Below are 14,839 nucleotides of genomic sequence, written 5' to 3'. Positions count from 1 at the left end.
TTATGGCTCAGAGTCGAGCGGCGCGTCTTGCGCCAGTGGTCGAGATGGCGGAAGCCGCCGAGCGAACGGCGGCTCAGCGGCTTGGGCATTTTCAGGGGCAGGTCAATCTGGCCAACAACAAGCTGCAGGAGCTTGACCAGTTTCGTCAGGATTATCAGCAGCAATGGTTGCAACGCGGCAGTGCCGGGGTTTCCGGGCAGTGGTTACTGGGTTATCAGCGCTTTCTCAGCCAGCTCGATGTCGCCGTTGCCCAGCAATACAAAAGCCTTGAGTGGCACAAGGCCAATCTCGATAGGGCGCGGAGCGCCTGGCAGGATTGTTACGCGCGGGTCGAAGGCTTGCGTAAGCTGGTGCAGCGTTATATGGATGAAGCACGCAGGCTGGAGGATAAGCGGGAGCAGAAATTGCTCGACGAGTTGTCGCAGCGTCTGCCTCGTCACGAACAATTCTGACGTTTGACCCAATCAGACCCGCGGTGATTTCTCTGGCTGGTCTACGCTATCAATGTCTCGGTAATGAAACACCTCGAGGTTCCCCATGACAGTCACTTCCGAACGCTCTGCCGATGGCCAGACGCTGACCCTTTACATCGAAGGGCGCTTTGATTTTCAATCCCATCAGGCGTTTCGCGCAGCCTACGAGGATTACCCGCAGACGCTGAACTATGTAGTCGACCTGCGGGGCACGCATTACCTGGACAGTTCTGCGCTGGGGATGCTGTTGCTGTTACGCGACCATGCCGGTGGCGATAAAGCGGTGGTGCACCTTGTCAATTGCACGCCTGATGTACTGAAGATTCTGGCTATTTCCAATTTCTCGAAGTTGTTCGAACTGAGCATACCCAGTGCAGTCATCCCCGAAAAAACTGTGCATTCTGATCGCCGATGACAGTGCCAGTGACCGGTTGCTGCTTTCAACCATCGTTGCGCGGCAGGGCCACAGGGTTCTCAGTGCTGGCAATGGTGTCGAGGCTGTGGCCATCTTCAAGGCTGAAAGTCCGCAGTTGATTCTGATGGACGCCATGATGCCGGTCATGGATGGTTTTGAAGCTGCGCGACGGATCAAGGCGATGAGTGGTGAGTCGCTGGTGCCGATCATCTTCCTCACCTCGCTGACTGAAGGTGAGGCGCTTGCACGCTGCCTGGACGCCGGTGGCGACGACTTCATGTCCAAGCCTTACAACCCGCTGGTGCTGGCCGCCAAGCTCAATGCCATGAACCGCTTGCGGGTATTGCACGAAACTGTCCGTCAACAACGTGACCAGATCAGCAAACACCACGATTACCTGCTCAACGAGCAGCGTGTGGCCAAGGCGGTGTTCGATCAGATTGCCCATGCCGGTTGCCTGGGGGCCGGCAATATCCGCTACTTGCAGTCTCCTTATGCCTTGTTCAACGGCGACCTGATGCTGGCCGCCTACACGCCGGCCGGGCACATGCAGGTGCTGCTTGGGGATTTCACCGGGCATGGCTTGCCGGCTGCCGTCGGGGCGATGCCGCTCGCCGAGGTGTTCTACGGCATGACGGCCAAGGGCTACGGCCTGGTTGAAATCCTTCGTGAAATGAACGCCAAGCTCAAGCGTATCCTCCCTGTCGACATGTTCTGTTGTGCAACGCTGCTTTGTATCAACCTTGCACAACGGCAGGTCGAGGTCTGGAGCGGTGGCTTGCCGGACGGTTACCTGTTGCGCGGCGCGCAGGGTGAGCATGTGCCGCTGGCTTCCAGTCACTTGCCATTGGGCGTGCTGAGTGTTGATGCTTTCGATGCACGCACCGATGTCTATCCGTTGGCGCCGGGCGATCGCATCTTCCTGTTGTCCGACGGGGTGCTCGACACCAGCAACAGCAATGACGAACTGTTCGGTGCGCAGCGTTTGCGCCAGGTGCTTTCTGCCAACCGCGAGCCGCACTTGCTGATCGAGGAAATTCTCGAAGCGCTCAACGATTTTGGCGGCAAGGCACGTGACGATGTCAGTTTGCTGGAAATCAGTGCCGTCGATGAGCCATTGCAGAGTCTGCCTGCCCTGACCTATTCGGACAGCGGTGCCTCCAGCCCACTGGACTGGTCGGCCAGCTTCGAGTTTCGCGCTTCGACCCTGAGGCGCTTCAACCCGTTGCCGTACGTCTTGCAGTTGCTGCTTGAAGTTCATGGCCTGCGCAATCAGGGTGCTGCATTGCACATGGTGCTCGGCGAGCTTTATAGCAATGCGCTGGAACATGGTGTACTAGGGCTGGATTCGGCGCTAAAGCATGATGCAGCAGGTTTCGCCCTGTATTATCAGCAGCGCGCCGAGCGTCTTGGCATGCTTCAGACCGGGTTTATCCGCGTGACTGTGCGGGTCGAGCCGGTCGCAGCGGGTGGTCGGCTGACCCTCAGCGTGGAGGACAGTGGTCAGGGATTTGATATTGAAAAAGTCCGGATGCAGATACCTGCGGGCAATGAGCTGTATAGTCGCGGGCTCCGCCTGGTGTGTGAATTGAGTCGTGAGGCTCGATGGTCCGCGGATGGCAGGACGGCCTGCGTGGAATTTTCCTGGGAGGGAGTGGCATAATCCCCCCTGGAGTCTTGATCAAGGAGTGAACAAGTGTCGATTCATCTGGATTACAGCGTGCTGAATGCCTTGCAGGAAGTCATGGAGGACGAATATCCGACCTTGCTGGATGTGTTCCTCAAGGATTCCGAGCAGCGTATCGCGCAACTGCGTCTTGCTGTTCAAGTCAGCCATCCTGACTTTCAGGAATTGAGCCTCACCGCGCACAGTTTCAAGGGCAGCAGCGCCAATATGGGTGCCTTGCAACTTTCCGAGTTGTGTCGTCAGTTGGAAGAGCAGTCCCGTCAGCAGTTGTTCACAGGTCTGACAGAGTTGATCGGTAAAATCGACAGCGAATACATGACTATTCGCGGTTTGTTTAACGCAGAGCGGCAGTTGTTTGTCAGCTGATCACTGACTTCCAGATCCCCGATCTTCCTTTAATCGGCAACCTTTCAAGTGGGTGTGGAAGGTTGGCCCGCATATTGCTCAGTGTTCTGGTAAGGCGATAACCAGCAGCTTATGCGGAGACCGAAATGCCCCTCGCTACCAATGCGCTTCTTCAGGCCACAAGCACTGCGACCTCAAGGTCCGGTACGGCCAATAATGCGGTCAAGTCTGCTGACAGCAGCAAAGACGGGGCCTCCAGCTTTTCCAATGTCTATGCCAAACAGGCGAAGGATGCCGTTCCGTCGCGTGATGATGCGCCGGTCAAGCCGGCTCGCGACAAGGCTGCGCCTGACAAGGACAAGGTTGCCGCCGGCAAGGACAAGCCTGCCAGTGATCAGGCCAATGCTGCTGACACGTCGAGTGTTGCCGATAGCGGCAATGATTTGCCAACCCGATCGACTGCCGCTGAGGATGATGCTGCCAGTTCCGGTTCAAAGCAGGATGATGCACAGGCATCTGCCGACTCTGCATTGACTGAAGGGCTGGCGATTGTCGATCCGGTGCTTGACCCGGCGTTGCAGGCGATGGCTGCTCAAGCGCCTGCGTTGCCGGTCGCCAGACCACAAAGCCCTGACGTCACGGCTGCGCCCGTAGCTATCGTGCTCACGGTCACTCAGGCTGCTCCGCCCGCAGCGACTGAAGAAGCATTCAATCCGGACGCCGATCCGCTTGATGGTCTGGATGCAGTGCAATTGGCGCTGGAGAATGCCAACGCCAAAACGCAGCTGGCTGCGCAGAATACCCATGCTGCCAACAAAGCAACGCCGACCAACGCAGAGGCCGATCCAAACCAGAATCTCGTCAATAACCTGTCGGCCCTGAGCGAGCAGCTTCCCTCGGAAGAGAGCAGCACGGAAAGCAGTGACAAGTCGTTCAGCGGCTTGATCGGCGAAGGACTGAAGGATGTCAAAAGCGCCGCGGGCGACACGCGCGTCGACAACTTTGCCGATCGCCTCGCTGCGCTGAGTCAGGCCGCGCAACCGGCCCGTGTTGCGGCAGCACCTGCCGCAGCGCCGTTGATGAATCAGCCGTTGGCCATGCACCAAAGCGGCTGGACCGAAGGCATTGTCGACCGCGTCATGTACCTGTCGAGCCAGAACCTCAAAACCGCCGATATCAAGCTGGAGCCCGCCGAACTCGGACGTCTGGACATTCGCATCAACATGGCACCTGAGCAGCAGACCCAGGTAACGTTCATGAGCGCCCATATGGGCGTGCGTGACGCACTGGAAAGCCAGATGTCGAGGTTGCGTGAGTCGTTCGTTCAGCAGGGGCTTGGCAACGTCGACGTCAACGTTTCCGACCAGTCGCAACAGCAGGCCCAGCAACAGGCTCAAGAGCAGGCCAGCCGTGCCCAGCGCAACGGTCGTGGCAATGGCGTGAGCTCAGGCGACACTCCGGATGAAATTGCAGGCGTCGATGCCGCTGTTCCGGTCAGCCAGCCGGCTGCGCGCGTGATCGGCAGCAGCGAGATCGATTATTACGCGTGATGCTCCTGCCTCACATGGCAGCCGCGACGCGAATTCATGCCTTGTCTGCTAGTTGTTAAGGCAGAAATGCTTTTCGATCCCGATGGTACAGACGACGCAAATTGCGACCTTAGTGAAGGCTGAGTCCTGGCGCTGATCCGGGGGTAGCCTGGCAGGACGCCAGGCTAGCCGCACCGGGCCATGGATGGCCCGTTGCGGCGACCCCCGGATCAGTGACAGGGCGAAGGAACCCGACGAAGTCGGGCCGGAAACAGGAGCGAGGGGATTTGCCTACTTTGGCCCCATCAAAGTAGGTCGCCGAGGGGCGAAAAGGTAACCTGAGCCGGACACAAACATAACTGACATAGCAGAACCGCTGTGTGACGCAGAGCGTCACGAAAGGCATTACCACGCGGAGCGTGGGAACGAGAATCTGGGCCGAACGCCAATCTACCTGATCTCGCAGGACCGCTGTGTGACGCAGAGCGTCACGAAAGGCATTCCCACGCGGAGCGTGGGAACGAGAATCTGGGCCGAACGCCAATCTACCTGACCTCGCAGGACCGCTGTGTGACGCAGAGCGTCACGAACGGCATTCCCACGCGGAGCGTGGGGACGATAGTCATCAGCTCCCGGGTCGGGCTGATTCGGCACTGACACAAGCGTTACCATCCCTCCGCGCCCAGCCGCGTAACCGGTTGTGTCCAATACATCTCCATCTCGTACAACTCTGGCATAACACTTGCTCTGCCTCTGTCACGTATTGAAGAACCTCTTGAATAGTGACGGATTATTGGCATGGCGAAGAGCGAAGAAGTTAAAGACCCGGCAACCAAAGGCAAACTCAAGCTCATCATCCTCGCCGTTGTGGCGTTGCTGCTGGCGGTAGGTTTGTCGGTGGGCGCGACCTGGTTCCTCATGCACAAGAGCGAAAGCACACCAGACCCGGCTGCTGCCGCTGCCGCAGCTAACGTCAAGCCAGTGGCGGTGTTCGAACCCATGACCCCGGCCTTCGTGGTCAACTTCAACTCCAATGGTCGTCAGCGCTATATGCAGGTCAGTATCACCATGCTGGCGCGCAATGCCGCCGACATGGAAGCGCTGAAGGCGCATATGCCGCTGATCCGCAACAACCTGGTCATGCTGTTTGCAGCTATACCCTTTGAGTCGCTGGCCTCGCCGATCGGCCAGGAAATGCTGCGTCAGAAAGCGACCGCGAGCATTCAGGAAGTGGCACAGAAAGAACTCGGCAAGACTGTGATTGAACAGCTGCTCTTCACTAACTTCGTATTGCAGTAGGACTCTCACATGGCCGTGCAAGACCTGCTCTCCCAGGATGAGATCGACGCGCTGCTGCATGGCGTCGACGACGGGATGGTCCAGACCGACACCGTCAGCGAGCCTGGCAGCGTCAAAAGCTACGACCTGACCAGTCAGGACCGGATTGTCCGCGGGCGCATGCCGACGCTGGAAATGATCAACGACCGATTCGCCCGCTACACGCGTATCAGCATGTTCAACCTGCTGCGCCGCTCGGCGGACGTGGCGGTGGGTGGCGTTCAGGTCATGAAGTTCGGCGAGTACGTGCATTCGCTGTACGTGCCGACCAGCCTCAACCTGGCCAAGATCAAGCCGCTGCGTGGTACTGCGCTGTTCATCCTCGATGCCAAGCTGGTGTTCAAGCTGGTGGACAACTTTTTCGGCGGCGATGGCCGTCACGCCAAGATCGAAGGCCGTGAGTTCACGCCGACCGAACTTCGCGTCGTGCGCATGGTGCTGGATCAGGCGTTCATCGACCTCAAGGAAGCCTGGCAGGCCATCATGGAAGTGAACTTCGAGTACATCAACTCGGAAGTGAACCCGGCCATGGCCAACATCGTCGGGCCGAGCGAGGCCGTGGTGATTTCCACTTTCCATATCGAACTGGATGGCGGTGGCGGCGATCTGCACGTGACCATGCCGTACTCGATGATCGAGCCGATCCGCGAAATGCTCGATGCCGGTTTTCAGTCGGATCTGGACGATCAGGATGAGCGCTGGATCAACGCGCTCAAGGAAGACGTTCTTGATGTCAATGTGCCGCTCACCACGACCATCGCTCAGCGCCAGTTGCCGTTGCGGGACATCCTGCACATGCGTCCTGGTGACGTTATCCCGGTGGAACTGAGCGAGTCGCTGGTCATGCGTGCCAATGGCGTACCGTCATTCAAGGTCAAGCTTGGCTCGCACAAGGGCAAGATGGCCTTGCAAGTAATCGAACCCATAGCGCGACGCTGACCTGTCGGGTCAACGTCGGAAATTGTTGCGTAACTGAAATACTGCGTGCAGAGGACAACTGATGGCTGATGAAAACGATATGACGTCTGCTGAAGATCAGGCGTTGGCCGACGAGTGGGCTGCTGCATTGGGCGAAGCTGGCGACAGTCAGGCTGATATCGATGCGTTGCTGGCGGCGGATGCGGGGAATTCGGGTAGCCGGATGACCATGGAAGAGTTCGGCAGCGTGCCGAAAAGCACGGGTCCGGTTTCTCTGGACGGTCCCAACCTGGATGTGATTCTCGACATTCCGGTGTCGATCTCCATGGAAGTGGGCAGCACCGATATCAATATTCGTAACTTGTTGCAGCTCAACCAGGGCTCGGTGATCGAACTGGATCGCCTGGCTGGCGAACCGCTGGATGTGCTGGTCAACGGCACGCTCATCGCGCATGGCGAGGTGGTGGTGGTCAACGAGAAGTTCGGCATCCGTCTGACCGACGTGATCAGCCCGAGCGAACGCATTAAGAAGCTGCGCTAAATGAGGCGCTGGCTAAGTGTTCTGCTAACCCTGCCGTCGCTGGCCTGGGCTGCCGAGCCCGCTGCTCAGGCCGCACCTGCGCAGGTAGCCAATACGGTATCCGGCGGTATGGGCGGGCAGTTGGTGCAGCTGCTGTTCGGTCTGATACTGGTGATCGGTCTGATTTTCGTGCTCGCATGGCTGATGCGCCGCGTGCAGCGAGTGGGGCCGAACAATGGTCAGGTCATCGAATTGGTGAGTTCGCGCGCGCTCGGTCCGCGTGATCGGTTGGTGCTGGTGCAGATCGGCAGTGAGCAGATCTTGCTGGGTATCACGCCAGGGCGGATCACGCCCCTGCATGTGCTCAAGGAACCGGTACAGGTGCCAGTGCGTGAGCAGGCGACCCCTGAATTCGCTCAGCGCCTGATGGAGCTGATGGGCAAGGATAAGGACAAGAAGTGATGGGCGCGCTGCGTTTCGTGATACTGCTGTTGCTGGTCATGGTGACGCCTGCTGTACTGGCAGCCGATCCGCTATCGATACCGGCGATCACGCTGTCCAATGGTGCGGATGGTCAGCAGGAGTATTCGGTCAGTCTGCAGATCCTGCTGATCATGACTGCGCTGAGCTTCATTCCGGCGTTTGTCATGCTGATGACCAGTTTCACCCGGATCATCATCGTCTTCTCGATTCTGCGTCAGGCCCTCGGTTTGCAGCAGACACCTTCCAACCAGATCCTGACGGGCATGGCGCTGTTTCTGACCATGTTCATCATGGCGCCGGTTTTCGACCGCGTGAATCAGGATGCGCTGCAGCCTTATCTGGCTGAAAAGCTCAGTGCACAGGATGCAGTCGCCAAGGCGCAGGTGCCGATCAAGGACTTCATGCTGGCGCAAACCCGTACCAGTGACCTTGAGCTGTTCATGCGCCTGTCCAAGCGTACCGACATCCCCACCCCGGATGCCGCGCCGCTGACCATTCTGGTTCCAGCGTTCGTGATTTCGGAGCTCAAGACGGCGTTTCAGATCGGCTTCATGATCTTCATCCCGTTTCTGATCATCGATCTGGTGGTGGCCAGTGTGTTGATGGCGATGGGTATGATGATGCTGTCGCCGCTGATCATTTCGCTGCCGTTCAAGATCATGCTGTTCGTGCTGGTGGATGGCTGGGCGCTGATCGTCGGCACCCTGGCTGGCAGTTTTGGTGGCGTATGAGCCGTTTCACTGAGGAGTCTGCCCGATGACGCCGGAAGTAGCTGTCGATCTGTTTCGCGAGGCGCTGTGGCTGACCACCGTGCTGGTCGCGATTCTTGTGGTGCCGAGCCTGTTGTGCGGTCTGCTGGTGGCGATGTTTCAGGCGGCCACGCAGATCAACGAACAGACCCTGAGCTTCCTGCCGCGCCTGTTGGTCATGCTCGTGACGCTGATTGTCATCGGCCCCTGGCTGCTGAAAATTTTCATGGAATACATGCTGTCGTTGTACACCAGTATTCCGACGCTGATCGGCTAGCGCCGCATGCAGCCGATGCTTGCGCTGACCGATATCCAGATCAGTACCTGGGTAGCGAGCTTCATGCTGCCGATGTTTCGTATCGTCGCGCTGCTGATGACCATGCCGGTGATCGGCACCACGCTGGTTCCCCGACGCGTGCGTCTTTACCTCGCATTTGCCATCACTGTGGTGGTCGCTCCAGCGCTGCCAGCCATGCCGCCGGTTCAGGCGCTTGACCTCAGTGGGCTGTTGCTGATCGGCGAGCAGATCATCATCGGTGCTGGCATGGGGCTGTCCCTGCAGATGTTTTTCCATATCTTCGTGATTGCCGGGCAGATCATCTCGACGCAGATGGGCATGGGCTTTGCCTCGATGGTCGACCCTACCAACGGCGTATCTTCAGCTGTTATCGGCCAGTTTTTTACCATGCTGGTCACGCTATTGTTCTTGTCCATGAACGGCCATCTGGTGGTGTTGGAAGTGCTTGTCGAAAGCTTCACTACGATGCCGGTGGGTGGTGGTCTGCTGGTCAATAATTTCTGGGAGCTGGCGAACGGGCTAGGCTGGGCGTTGAGTTCCGGACTCAGGCTGGTGTTACCTGCTATTACTGCGTTGCTGATCATCAACATCGCTTTTGGCGTCATGACCCGTGCAGCGCCGCAACTCAACATCTTCTCGATCGGTTTCCCGCTGACCCTCGTGCTGGGCATGGTCATCCTGTGGATGAGCATGGGCGATATTCTCAATCAGTATCAGCCGATTGCCAGTCAGGCACTGCAATCGTTGCGCGACATGGTGAGGGCTCGTTGAGATGGCAGAAAACGAGAATGGCCAGGACAAGACAGAAGACCCCACGGAAAAAAAGGTCAAGGACTCCAGAGCGGATGGGCAGATTGCGCGCTCCAAGGAGCTGACCACGCTGGTGGTCATGCTGATGGGGGCGGGCGGGTTGCTGATGTTCGGCTCAGGCATTGCGCAGATGATGTCCGAGCTGATGCGCGACAATTTTACGATCAGCCGCGAAACGCTCATGGATCAGTCATACATGGGCAAGGCGTTGCTCAGCTCCGGCCTGCACGCGCTGGTCGTGATGCTGCCGTTTCTGATCGCCATGCTGGTGGCGGCGCTGGTGGGGCCGATCATGCTCGGCGGCTGGTTGTTCGCAACCAAATCGCTGATGCCCAAATTCAGCCGGATGAACCCGGCGGCAGGGCTCAAACGCATGTTTTCACCGCATGCGCTGGTCGAGCTGCTCAAATCTTTCGGCAAGTTTTTGATCATCCTCGCCGTTGCGCTGGTGGTCTTGAGCAACGAGCGCAATGATCTGGTGGCCATCGCTCATGAGCCATTGGAACAGGCGATGATACACAGCCTGCTGGTGGTCGGCTGGAGCAGCTTCTGGATGGCCTGTGGTCTGATATTCATTGCTGCTGCCGACGTGCCCTTTGTACTGTATGAGGCGCACAAGAAGTTGCTGATGACCAAGCAGGAAGTGCGCGACGAGCATAAGAACAGCGAGGGCAGCCCTGAGGTTAAGCAGCGTATTCGCCAGTTGCAGCGCGAAATGTCCCAGCGGCGGATGATGGCGTCGATTCCGGAAGCGGATGTCATTATTACCAACCCGACGCACTTTGCCGTAGCCTTGAAATACGATCCCGAGCAGGGCGGGGCGCCGATGTTGCTGGCCAAGGGTACGGACCTGGTGGCGCTGAAGATTCGCGAAATCGGCGCGCATAACCAGATACTGATTCTGGAATCTGCGGCGTTGGCCCGTTCCATCTACTACAGCACCGAGCTGGACCAGGAAATCCCTGCCGGGCTCTATCTGGCCGTGGCCCAGGTGCTGGCCTATGTCTACCAGATCCGCCAATTCCGCGCCGGTCAAGGCAAGCGCCCAGACCCACTGGGTGACATCAAGATCCCGCCCGACCTGCAGCGCGATGCGTAGCCATTTGCTTTGTCGCCAGCAGACCACCCTCGCGCCCGTGCTCCGCATGGGTATGCGGTTCCTGAAGCTCTGCGTCCGCTCTTGGGCGTGTGGTGCGGCGCAGATTTGTGACGCAGAGCGTCACCCACGGCATTCCCACGCTGGAGCGTGAGGAACGATCATCTCAACTATCGTGCGACGCTCCGCATTGCATGCCGTTCCGGGCGCTCTGCGTCCGCTCTGTCCGATTCCCACGCAGAGCGTGAGGAGCGATCATCTCAACTATCGTGCGACGCTCCGCATTGCATGCCGTTCCGGGCGCTCTGCGTCCGCTCTGTGCGATGCCCACGCAGAGCGTGAGGAACGATCATCTCACTATCGTGCGACGCTCCGCGTCGCATGCCGTTCCGGACGCTCTGCGTCCGCTCTGTGCGATGCCCACGCAGAGCGTTAGGAACGATCATCTCACTATCTTGCGACGCTCCGCGTCGCATGCCGTTCTGGACGCTCTGCGTCCACTCTTGAAGATTTTCTGACTGCGCAAGGTATGCCGGTTTCACGTTAATTCTGCCTCTAAAGCCTTACCAGCACTGGCTTTGTAAAAGTTGGACAGCTTTTTGCACCAGGGTCGATACAGGTCGCCATCGGCGTCAATGTTTTGATCTAGTGCGCAGGTAAACAATCAGTGGATCGTTCTCAGATATTCAGTAGCGCACGCAGCAATATCACTGGCCTGGGCCGTGGTCAGTTGGGCGTTCCGCTGTTGTTGCTGGTCATGATGGCAATGATGATGTTGCCTATGCCGCCGTTTCTGCTGGACGTGTTCTTCACGTTCAACATTGCACTGTCCATCGTCGTGTTGCTGGTGTGTGTTTACGCTCTGCGGCCGCTGGACTTCTCGGTGTTTCCAACCATTCTGCTGGTCGCCACGCTATTGCGTCTGGCACTGAACGTTGCTTCCACGCGAGTGGTCATGCTTCACGGTCAGGACGGTCACGCGGCTGCGGGCAAGGTGATTCAGGCCTTCGGTGAGGTGGTGATCGGTGGTAACTATGTTGTCGGTATCGTGGTGTTCGCGATTCTGATGATCATCAACTTCGTAGTAATCACCAAAGGTGCCGGCCGTATTTCCGAGGTCAGCGCGCGTTTCACCCTCGACGCGATGCCAGGGAAACAGATGGCAATCGACGCCGACCTCAACGCCGGTCTCATCGACCAGCCAGAAGCCAAGCGTCGCCGTGCTGAAGTCGCTCAGGAAGCCGAGTTCTACGGTTCCATGGACGGTGCCAGCAAATTCGTGCGCGGCGATGCAATTGCCGGTTTGCTGATTCTGTTCATCAACCTGATCGGCGGCATGCTGGTCGGTATTCTGCAACACAACATGACGTTCGCTGATGCAGGCCGCGTTTATACCCTGCTGACCATCGGTGACGGTTTGGTGGCGCAATTGCCATCACTGCTTCTGTCCACTGCCGCAGCGATCATGGTGACCCGCGCTTCCGGTTCGGAAGAGATGGGCAAGCTGATCAATCGTCAGATGTTCGCCTCGCCCAAGGCACTGGCAGTTTCCGCTGCGATCATGATCGTCATGGGGCTGGTGCCGGGCATGCCGCACTTCTCCTTCATCAGCCTCGGCCTGGTGGCTGCGGGTGGTGCGTATCTGCTCTGGAAGAAAGAGAACCAGGTGAAAGTCGAGGCGCTGGCCGAAGTGCAACGCCAACAGGACCTGCTGCCTTCGCCGACCCGTGTTCAGGACGCCAAGGAGCTGGGTTGGGATGACGTCACCCCTATCGACATCATCGGCCTGGAAGTGGGTTATCGCCTGATTCCGCTGGTGGACCGCAATCAGGGTGGTCAACTGCTGGCGCGTATCAAAGGCGTGCGCAAGAAGCTGTCGCAAGAGCTGGGCTTCCTGATGCCGACCGTACACATCCGTGACAACCTTGATCTGGCACCCAGCGCCTACCGTCTGACGCTGATGGGCGTGATTCTGGCCGAGGCCGAGATTTATCCGGATCGCGAGTTGGCGATCAACCCCGGTCAAGTGTTCGGCACTCTGAACGGCATCACCGCCAGAGACCCGGCGTTTGGTCTGGAGGCCGTTTGGATCGAAATCAGCCAGCGCAGCCAGGCGCAGTCGCTGGGTTATACCGTGGTGGACGCCAGTACTGTGGTGGCAACCCACTTGAACCAGATTCTCTACAAGCACTCTCATGAACTGATTGGTCACGAAGAAGTCCAGCAGTTGATGCAATTGCTGGCCAAAAGCTCGCCCAAACTGGCTGAAGAGCTGGTCCCTGGTGTGCTGTCCCTGTCCTCGTTGCTCAACGTGCTGCAAGCGCTTCTGGCTGAGCATGTACCTGTGCGTGATATTCGCAGCATTGCAGAAGCTATCGCCAACAACGCCGGCAAGAGTCAAGATACCGCCGCTTTGGTGGCTGCCGTGCGAGTGGGTCTGAGCCGCGCAATCGTCCAAAGCATTGTAGGTGTTGAGCCGGAGCTGCCTGTTATCACTCTGGAACCAAGGTTGGAACAGATATTGCTCAATAGTTTGCAGAAGGCTGGTCAGGGTCAGGAAGAAGGCGTTCTTCTTGAGCCAAGCATGGCTGAGAAGCTCCAGCGTTCGTTGATTGAGGCCGCCCAGCGTCAGGAGATGCAAGGGTTGCCGGTAATTCTTCTGGTAGCAGGGCCTGTCCGGGCGATGCTGTCACGATTTGGACGATTGGCTGTACCGAACATGCATGTTCTGGCGTATCAGGAAATTCCGGACAACAAGCAAGTAACCATCGTAGCGACTGTCGGGCCGAACGGCTGAGGTAGTGAGTCATGCAAGTTAAGCGATTTTTCGCCGCCGATATGCGTCAAGCCATGAAACTGGTTCGCGATGAGCTGGGCGCCGAGGCGGCCATCATCGGTAACCGGCGCATTGCCGGTGGCGTAGAGCTGACTGCCGCTCTGGATTACAAGCTGTCCGCCCTGGCACCGCGTGTGCCGAACATGGAGCTCGAAGACGAGCTGCGCAAGACCCAGTCGCGCATCGTCTCTGCTCAGGCCGAATTGAACAACCGCAGCGACAGTGACGCGTCGATCAATCTTCAGCTGTTTTCCGGCAAACCGGTCAGCGCTGTCGATACGCACATCGAGCCGACGCTCGAAGAGCCGCCACGACCATTCGCGTACACGCCGCCTGCGCCCGCAGAGCCTGCTGTCGGCCAGCGCGCCTATGATTCGATGCGCTCCGAGTTGAACGGCTTGCGCGAGCTGCTGGAAGTCCAGCTTGGCTCTCTGGCCTGGAACCAGCTGCAGGGCAGTCGTCCGCAGCAGGCCAATCTGTGGCGCCGCCTGCAACGTGTCGGTTTGTCCGGCCCGCTGTCGCGCGATCTGCTGTCGATGATCCCGGAGATTGACGAGCCTCGTCAGGCCTGGCGCATGTTGCTGGCCCATTTGGCGCGCATGATTGCCGTGCCGGACATCGAGCCGCTAGAAGAGGGTGGAGTCATTGCCATGGTCGGGCCTGCCGGCATGGGCAAGACCACCACGCTGGCCAAACTGGCGGCACGTTACGTGTTGAAGTACGGTCCGCAGAATATCGCTCTGGTCAGCATGGACAGTTTCCGTATCGGCGCACAGGAGCAGCTCAAGACCCTTGGGCGCATCCTCAACGTGCCGGTTACCCATGTCGATCCTGGCCAGTCGCTGGTCCAGGCGCTGGAGCCGCTGCTGCGCAAGCGCGTGGTGTTGATCGATACCGCCGGGCTGCAAGCCAGCGATCCCGCGCTGCGCATGCAACTGGAAAGTCTGGCAGGGCGTGGCATCAAGTCGCGTAACTACCTGGTACTGGCGACCACCAGCCAGAAGCAGGTGCTGACCGCAGCTTATCACAGTTACAAGCGTTGTGGCCTGGCCGGATGCATTCTGACCAAGCTTGATGAAACAGCCAGCCTTGGCGAAGTCCTGAGCCTGGCGATCAGTCATGAATTACCTGTGGCCTACCTCACGGACGGACCCCGTATTCCTGACGACCTGCACACCCCGCGTCGTCATCAACTGGTGAGCCGTGCGGTGAGTGTGCAGATGCAGGATGAGCCGAGCGAGGAAGCGATGGCTGATATGTTTGCTGACCTCTATCACACCCCTGGCAAGAGAGTGGGTTAAGTGATGGATATTATTGGAATGTCCCTGCGTCAACGGTCTGC

Annotated in this window: 15 protein-coding genes; all 15 read left to right on the top strand. The window is 58.4% G+C overall.

The annotated features are described in order from the left end of the window. Positions 1-2: 2 nt before the first annotated feature. Positions 3-452, top strand: a complete 450-nt coding sequence (gene fliJ / locus LJU29_RS17980; protein WP_002554288.1) for a flagellar export protein FliJ — start codon at positions 3-5, stop codon at positions 450-452. A gap of 85 nt (positions 453-537) precedes the next feature. Continuing rightward, entirely contained in the window at positions 538-888 is a 351-nt protein-coding gene (locus LJU29_RS17975; RefSeq protein ID WP_002554287.1) for an STAS domain-containing protein, read from the top strand. Further along, on the top strand, positions 845-2,551 hold the full coding sequence (locus LJU29_RS17970; protein ID WP_257111012.1) for a SpoIIE family protein phosphatase: 1,707 nt from the start codon (positions 845-847) through the stop codon (positions 2,549-2,551). The genes LJU29_RS17975 and LJU29_RS17970 overlap by 44 nt, the downstream gene beginning before the upstream one ends. Positions 2,552-2,584: 33 nt before the next feature. After that, entirely contained in the window at positions 2,585-2,941 is a 357-nt protein-coding gene (locus LJU29_RS17965) for an Hpt domain-containing protein (protein WP_005731569.1), read from the top strand. A 125-nt stretch (positions 2,942-3,066) separates the two neighbouring features. After that, the gene (locus LJU29_RS17960) at positions 3,067-4,470 is read left to right on the top strand and encodes a flagellar hook-length control protein FliK (protein WP_122358934.1); all 1,404 of its coding nucleotides are present in this window, start codon (positions 3,067-3,069) and stop codon (positions 4,468-4,470) included. 777 nt (positions 4,471-5,247) lie between these two features. Beyond that, positions 5,248-5,748, top strand: coding sequence for a flagellar basal body-associated protein FliL (fliL, locus tag LJU29_RS17955; protein WP_002554282.1), 501 nt, complete (start codon positions 5,248-5,250; stop codon positions 5,746-5,748). Positions 5,749-5,757: 9 nt separating this feature from the next. Further along, complete coding sequence (fliM, locus tag LJU29_RS17950; protein ID WP_257111011.1) at positions 5,758-6,726, top strand: flagellar motor switch protein FliM; 969 nt, start codon at positions 5,758-5,760, stop codon at positions 6,724-6,726. A 61-nt stretch (positions 6,727-6,787) separates the two neighbouring features. Then, entirely contained in the window at positions 6,788-7,246 is a 459-nt protein-coding gene (fliN, locus tag LJU29_RS17945; RefSeq protein WP_002554280.1) for a flagellar motor switch protein FliN, read from the top strand. Beyond that, on the top strand, positions 7,247-7,687 hold the full coding sequence (gene fliO / locus LJU29_RS17940) for a flagellar biosynthetic protein FliO (protein ID WP_002554279.1): 441 nt from the start codon (positions 7,247-7,249) through the stop codon (positions 7,685-7,687). After that, the gene (gene fliP / locus LJU29_RS17935; protein ID WP_004664470.1) at positions 7,687-8,439 is read left to right on the top strand and encodes a flagellar type III secretion system pore protein FliP; all 753 of its coding nucleotides are present in this window, start codon (positions 7,687-7,689) and stop codon (positions 8,437-8,439) included. The genes fliO and fliP overlap by 1 nt, the downstream gene beginning before the upstream one ends. A 25-nt stretch (positions 8,440-8,464) precedes the next feature. Next, the gene (locus LJU29_RS17930) at positions 8,465-8,734 is read left to right on the top strand and encodes a flagellar biosynthetic protein FliQ (protein ID WP_002554277.1); all 270 of its coding nucleotides are present in this window, start codon (positions 8,465-8,467) and stop codon (positions 8,732-8,734) included. A gap of 6 nt (positions 8,735-8,740) precedes the next feature. After that, positions 8,741-9,526, top strand: a complete 786-nt coding sequence (gene fliR, locus LJU29_RS17925; RefSeq protein WP_002554276.1) for a flagellar biosynthetic protein FliR — start codon at positions 8,741-8,743, stop codon at positions 9,524-9,526. Position 9,527: 1 nt separating this feature from the next. Further along, positions 9,528-10,664, top strand: a complete 1,137-nt coding sequence (gene flhB / locus LJU29_RS17920; RefSeq protein WP_002554275.1) for a flagellar biosynthesis protein FlhB — start codon at positions 9,528-9,530, stop codon at positions 10,662-10,664. A gap of 664 nt (positions 10,665-11,328) precedes the next feature. After that, a complete protein-coding gene (gene flhA / locus LJU29_RS17915; protein WP_002554274.1) occupies positions 11,329-13,458 on the top strand; it encodes a flagellar biosynthesis protein FlhA in 2,130 nt (709 codons plus the stop codon). A gap of 11 nt (positions 13,459-13,469) precedes the next feature. Then, complete coding sequence (gene flhF / locus LJU29_RS17910) at positions 13,470-14,798, top strand: flagellar biosynthesis GTPase FlhF (RefSeq protein WP_002554273.1); 1,329 nt, start codon at positions 13,470-13,472, stop codon at positions 14,796-14,798. Positions 14,799-14,839 lie beyond the last annotated feature (41 nt).

It is taken from the genome of Pseudomonas ficuserectae (assembly GCF_024584585.1).
GTDB lineage: Bacteria > Pseudomonadota > Gammaproteobacteria > Pseudomonadales > Pseudomonadaceae > Aquipseudomonas > Aquipseudomonas amygdali.
Note: the sequence above shows the minus strand (reverse complement) of the source record. Positions and strands in the feature narration are given on the sequence as shown.

Bases quoted from the DNA above. Each gene is read 5' to 3' on its own strand.
- LJU29_RS17960 (WP_122358934.1), top strand. From the start codon at position 3,067: ATGCCCCTCGCTACCAATGCGCTTCTTCAGGCCACAAGCACTGCGACC.
- flhF (WP_002554273.1), top strand. From the start codon at position 13,470: ATGCAAGTTAAGCGATTTTTCGCCGCCGATATGCGTCAAGCCATGAAA.
- fliM (WP_257111011.1), top strand. From the start codon at position 5,758: ATGGCCGTGCAAGACCTGCTCTCCCAGGATGAGATCGACGCGCTGCTG.
- fliN (WP_002554280.1), top strand. From the start codon at position 6,788: ATGGCTGATGAAAACGATATGACGTCTGCTGAAGATCAGGCGTTGGCC.
- flhB (WP_002554275.1), top strand. From the start codon at position 9,528: ATGGCAGAAAACGAGAATGGCCAGGACAAGACAGAAGACCCCACGGAA.
- fliJ (WP_002554288.1), top strand. From the start codon at position 3: ATGGCTCAGAGTCGAGCGGCGCGTCTTGCGCCAGTGGTCGAGATGGCG.
- fliR (WP_002554276.1), top strand. From the start codon at position 8,741: ATGCAGCCGATGCTTGCGCTGACCGATATCCAGATCAGTACCTGGGTA.
- fliP (WP_004664470.1), top strand. From the start codon at position 7,687: ATGGGCGCGCTGCGTTTCGTGATACTGCTGTTGCTGGTCATGGTGACG.
- LJU29_RS17975 (WP_002554287.1), top strand. From the start codon at position 538: ATGACAGTCACTTCCGAACGCTCTGCCGATGGCCAGACGCTGACCCTT.
- LJU29_RS17930 (WP_002554277.1), top strand. From the start codon at position 8,465: ATGACGCCGGAAGTAGCTGTCGATCTGTTTCGCGAGGCGCTGTGGCTG.
- fliL (WP_002554282.1), top strand. From the start codon at position 5,248: ATGGCGAAGAGCGAAGAAGTTAAAGACCCGGCAACCAAAGGCAAACTC.
- fliO (WP_002554279.1), top strand. From the start codon at position 7,247: ATGAGGCGCTGGCTAAGTGTTCTGCTAACCCTGCCGTCGCTGGCCTGG.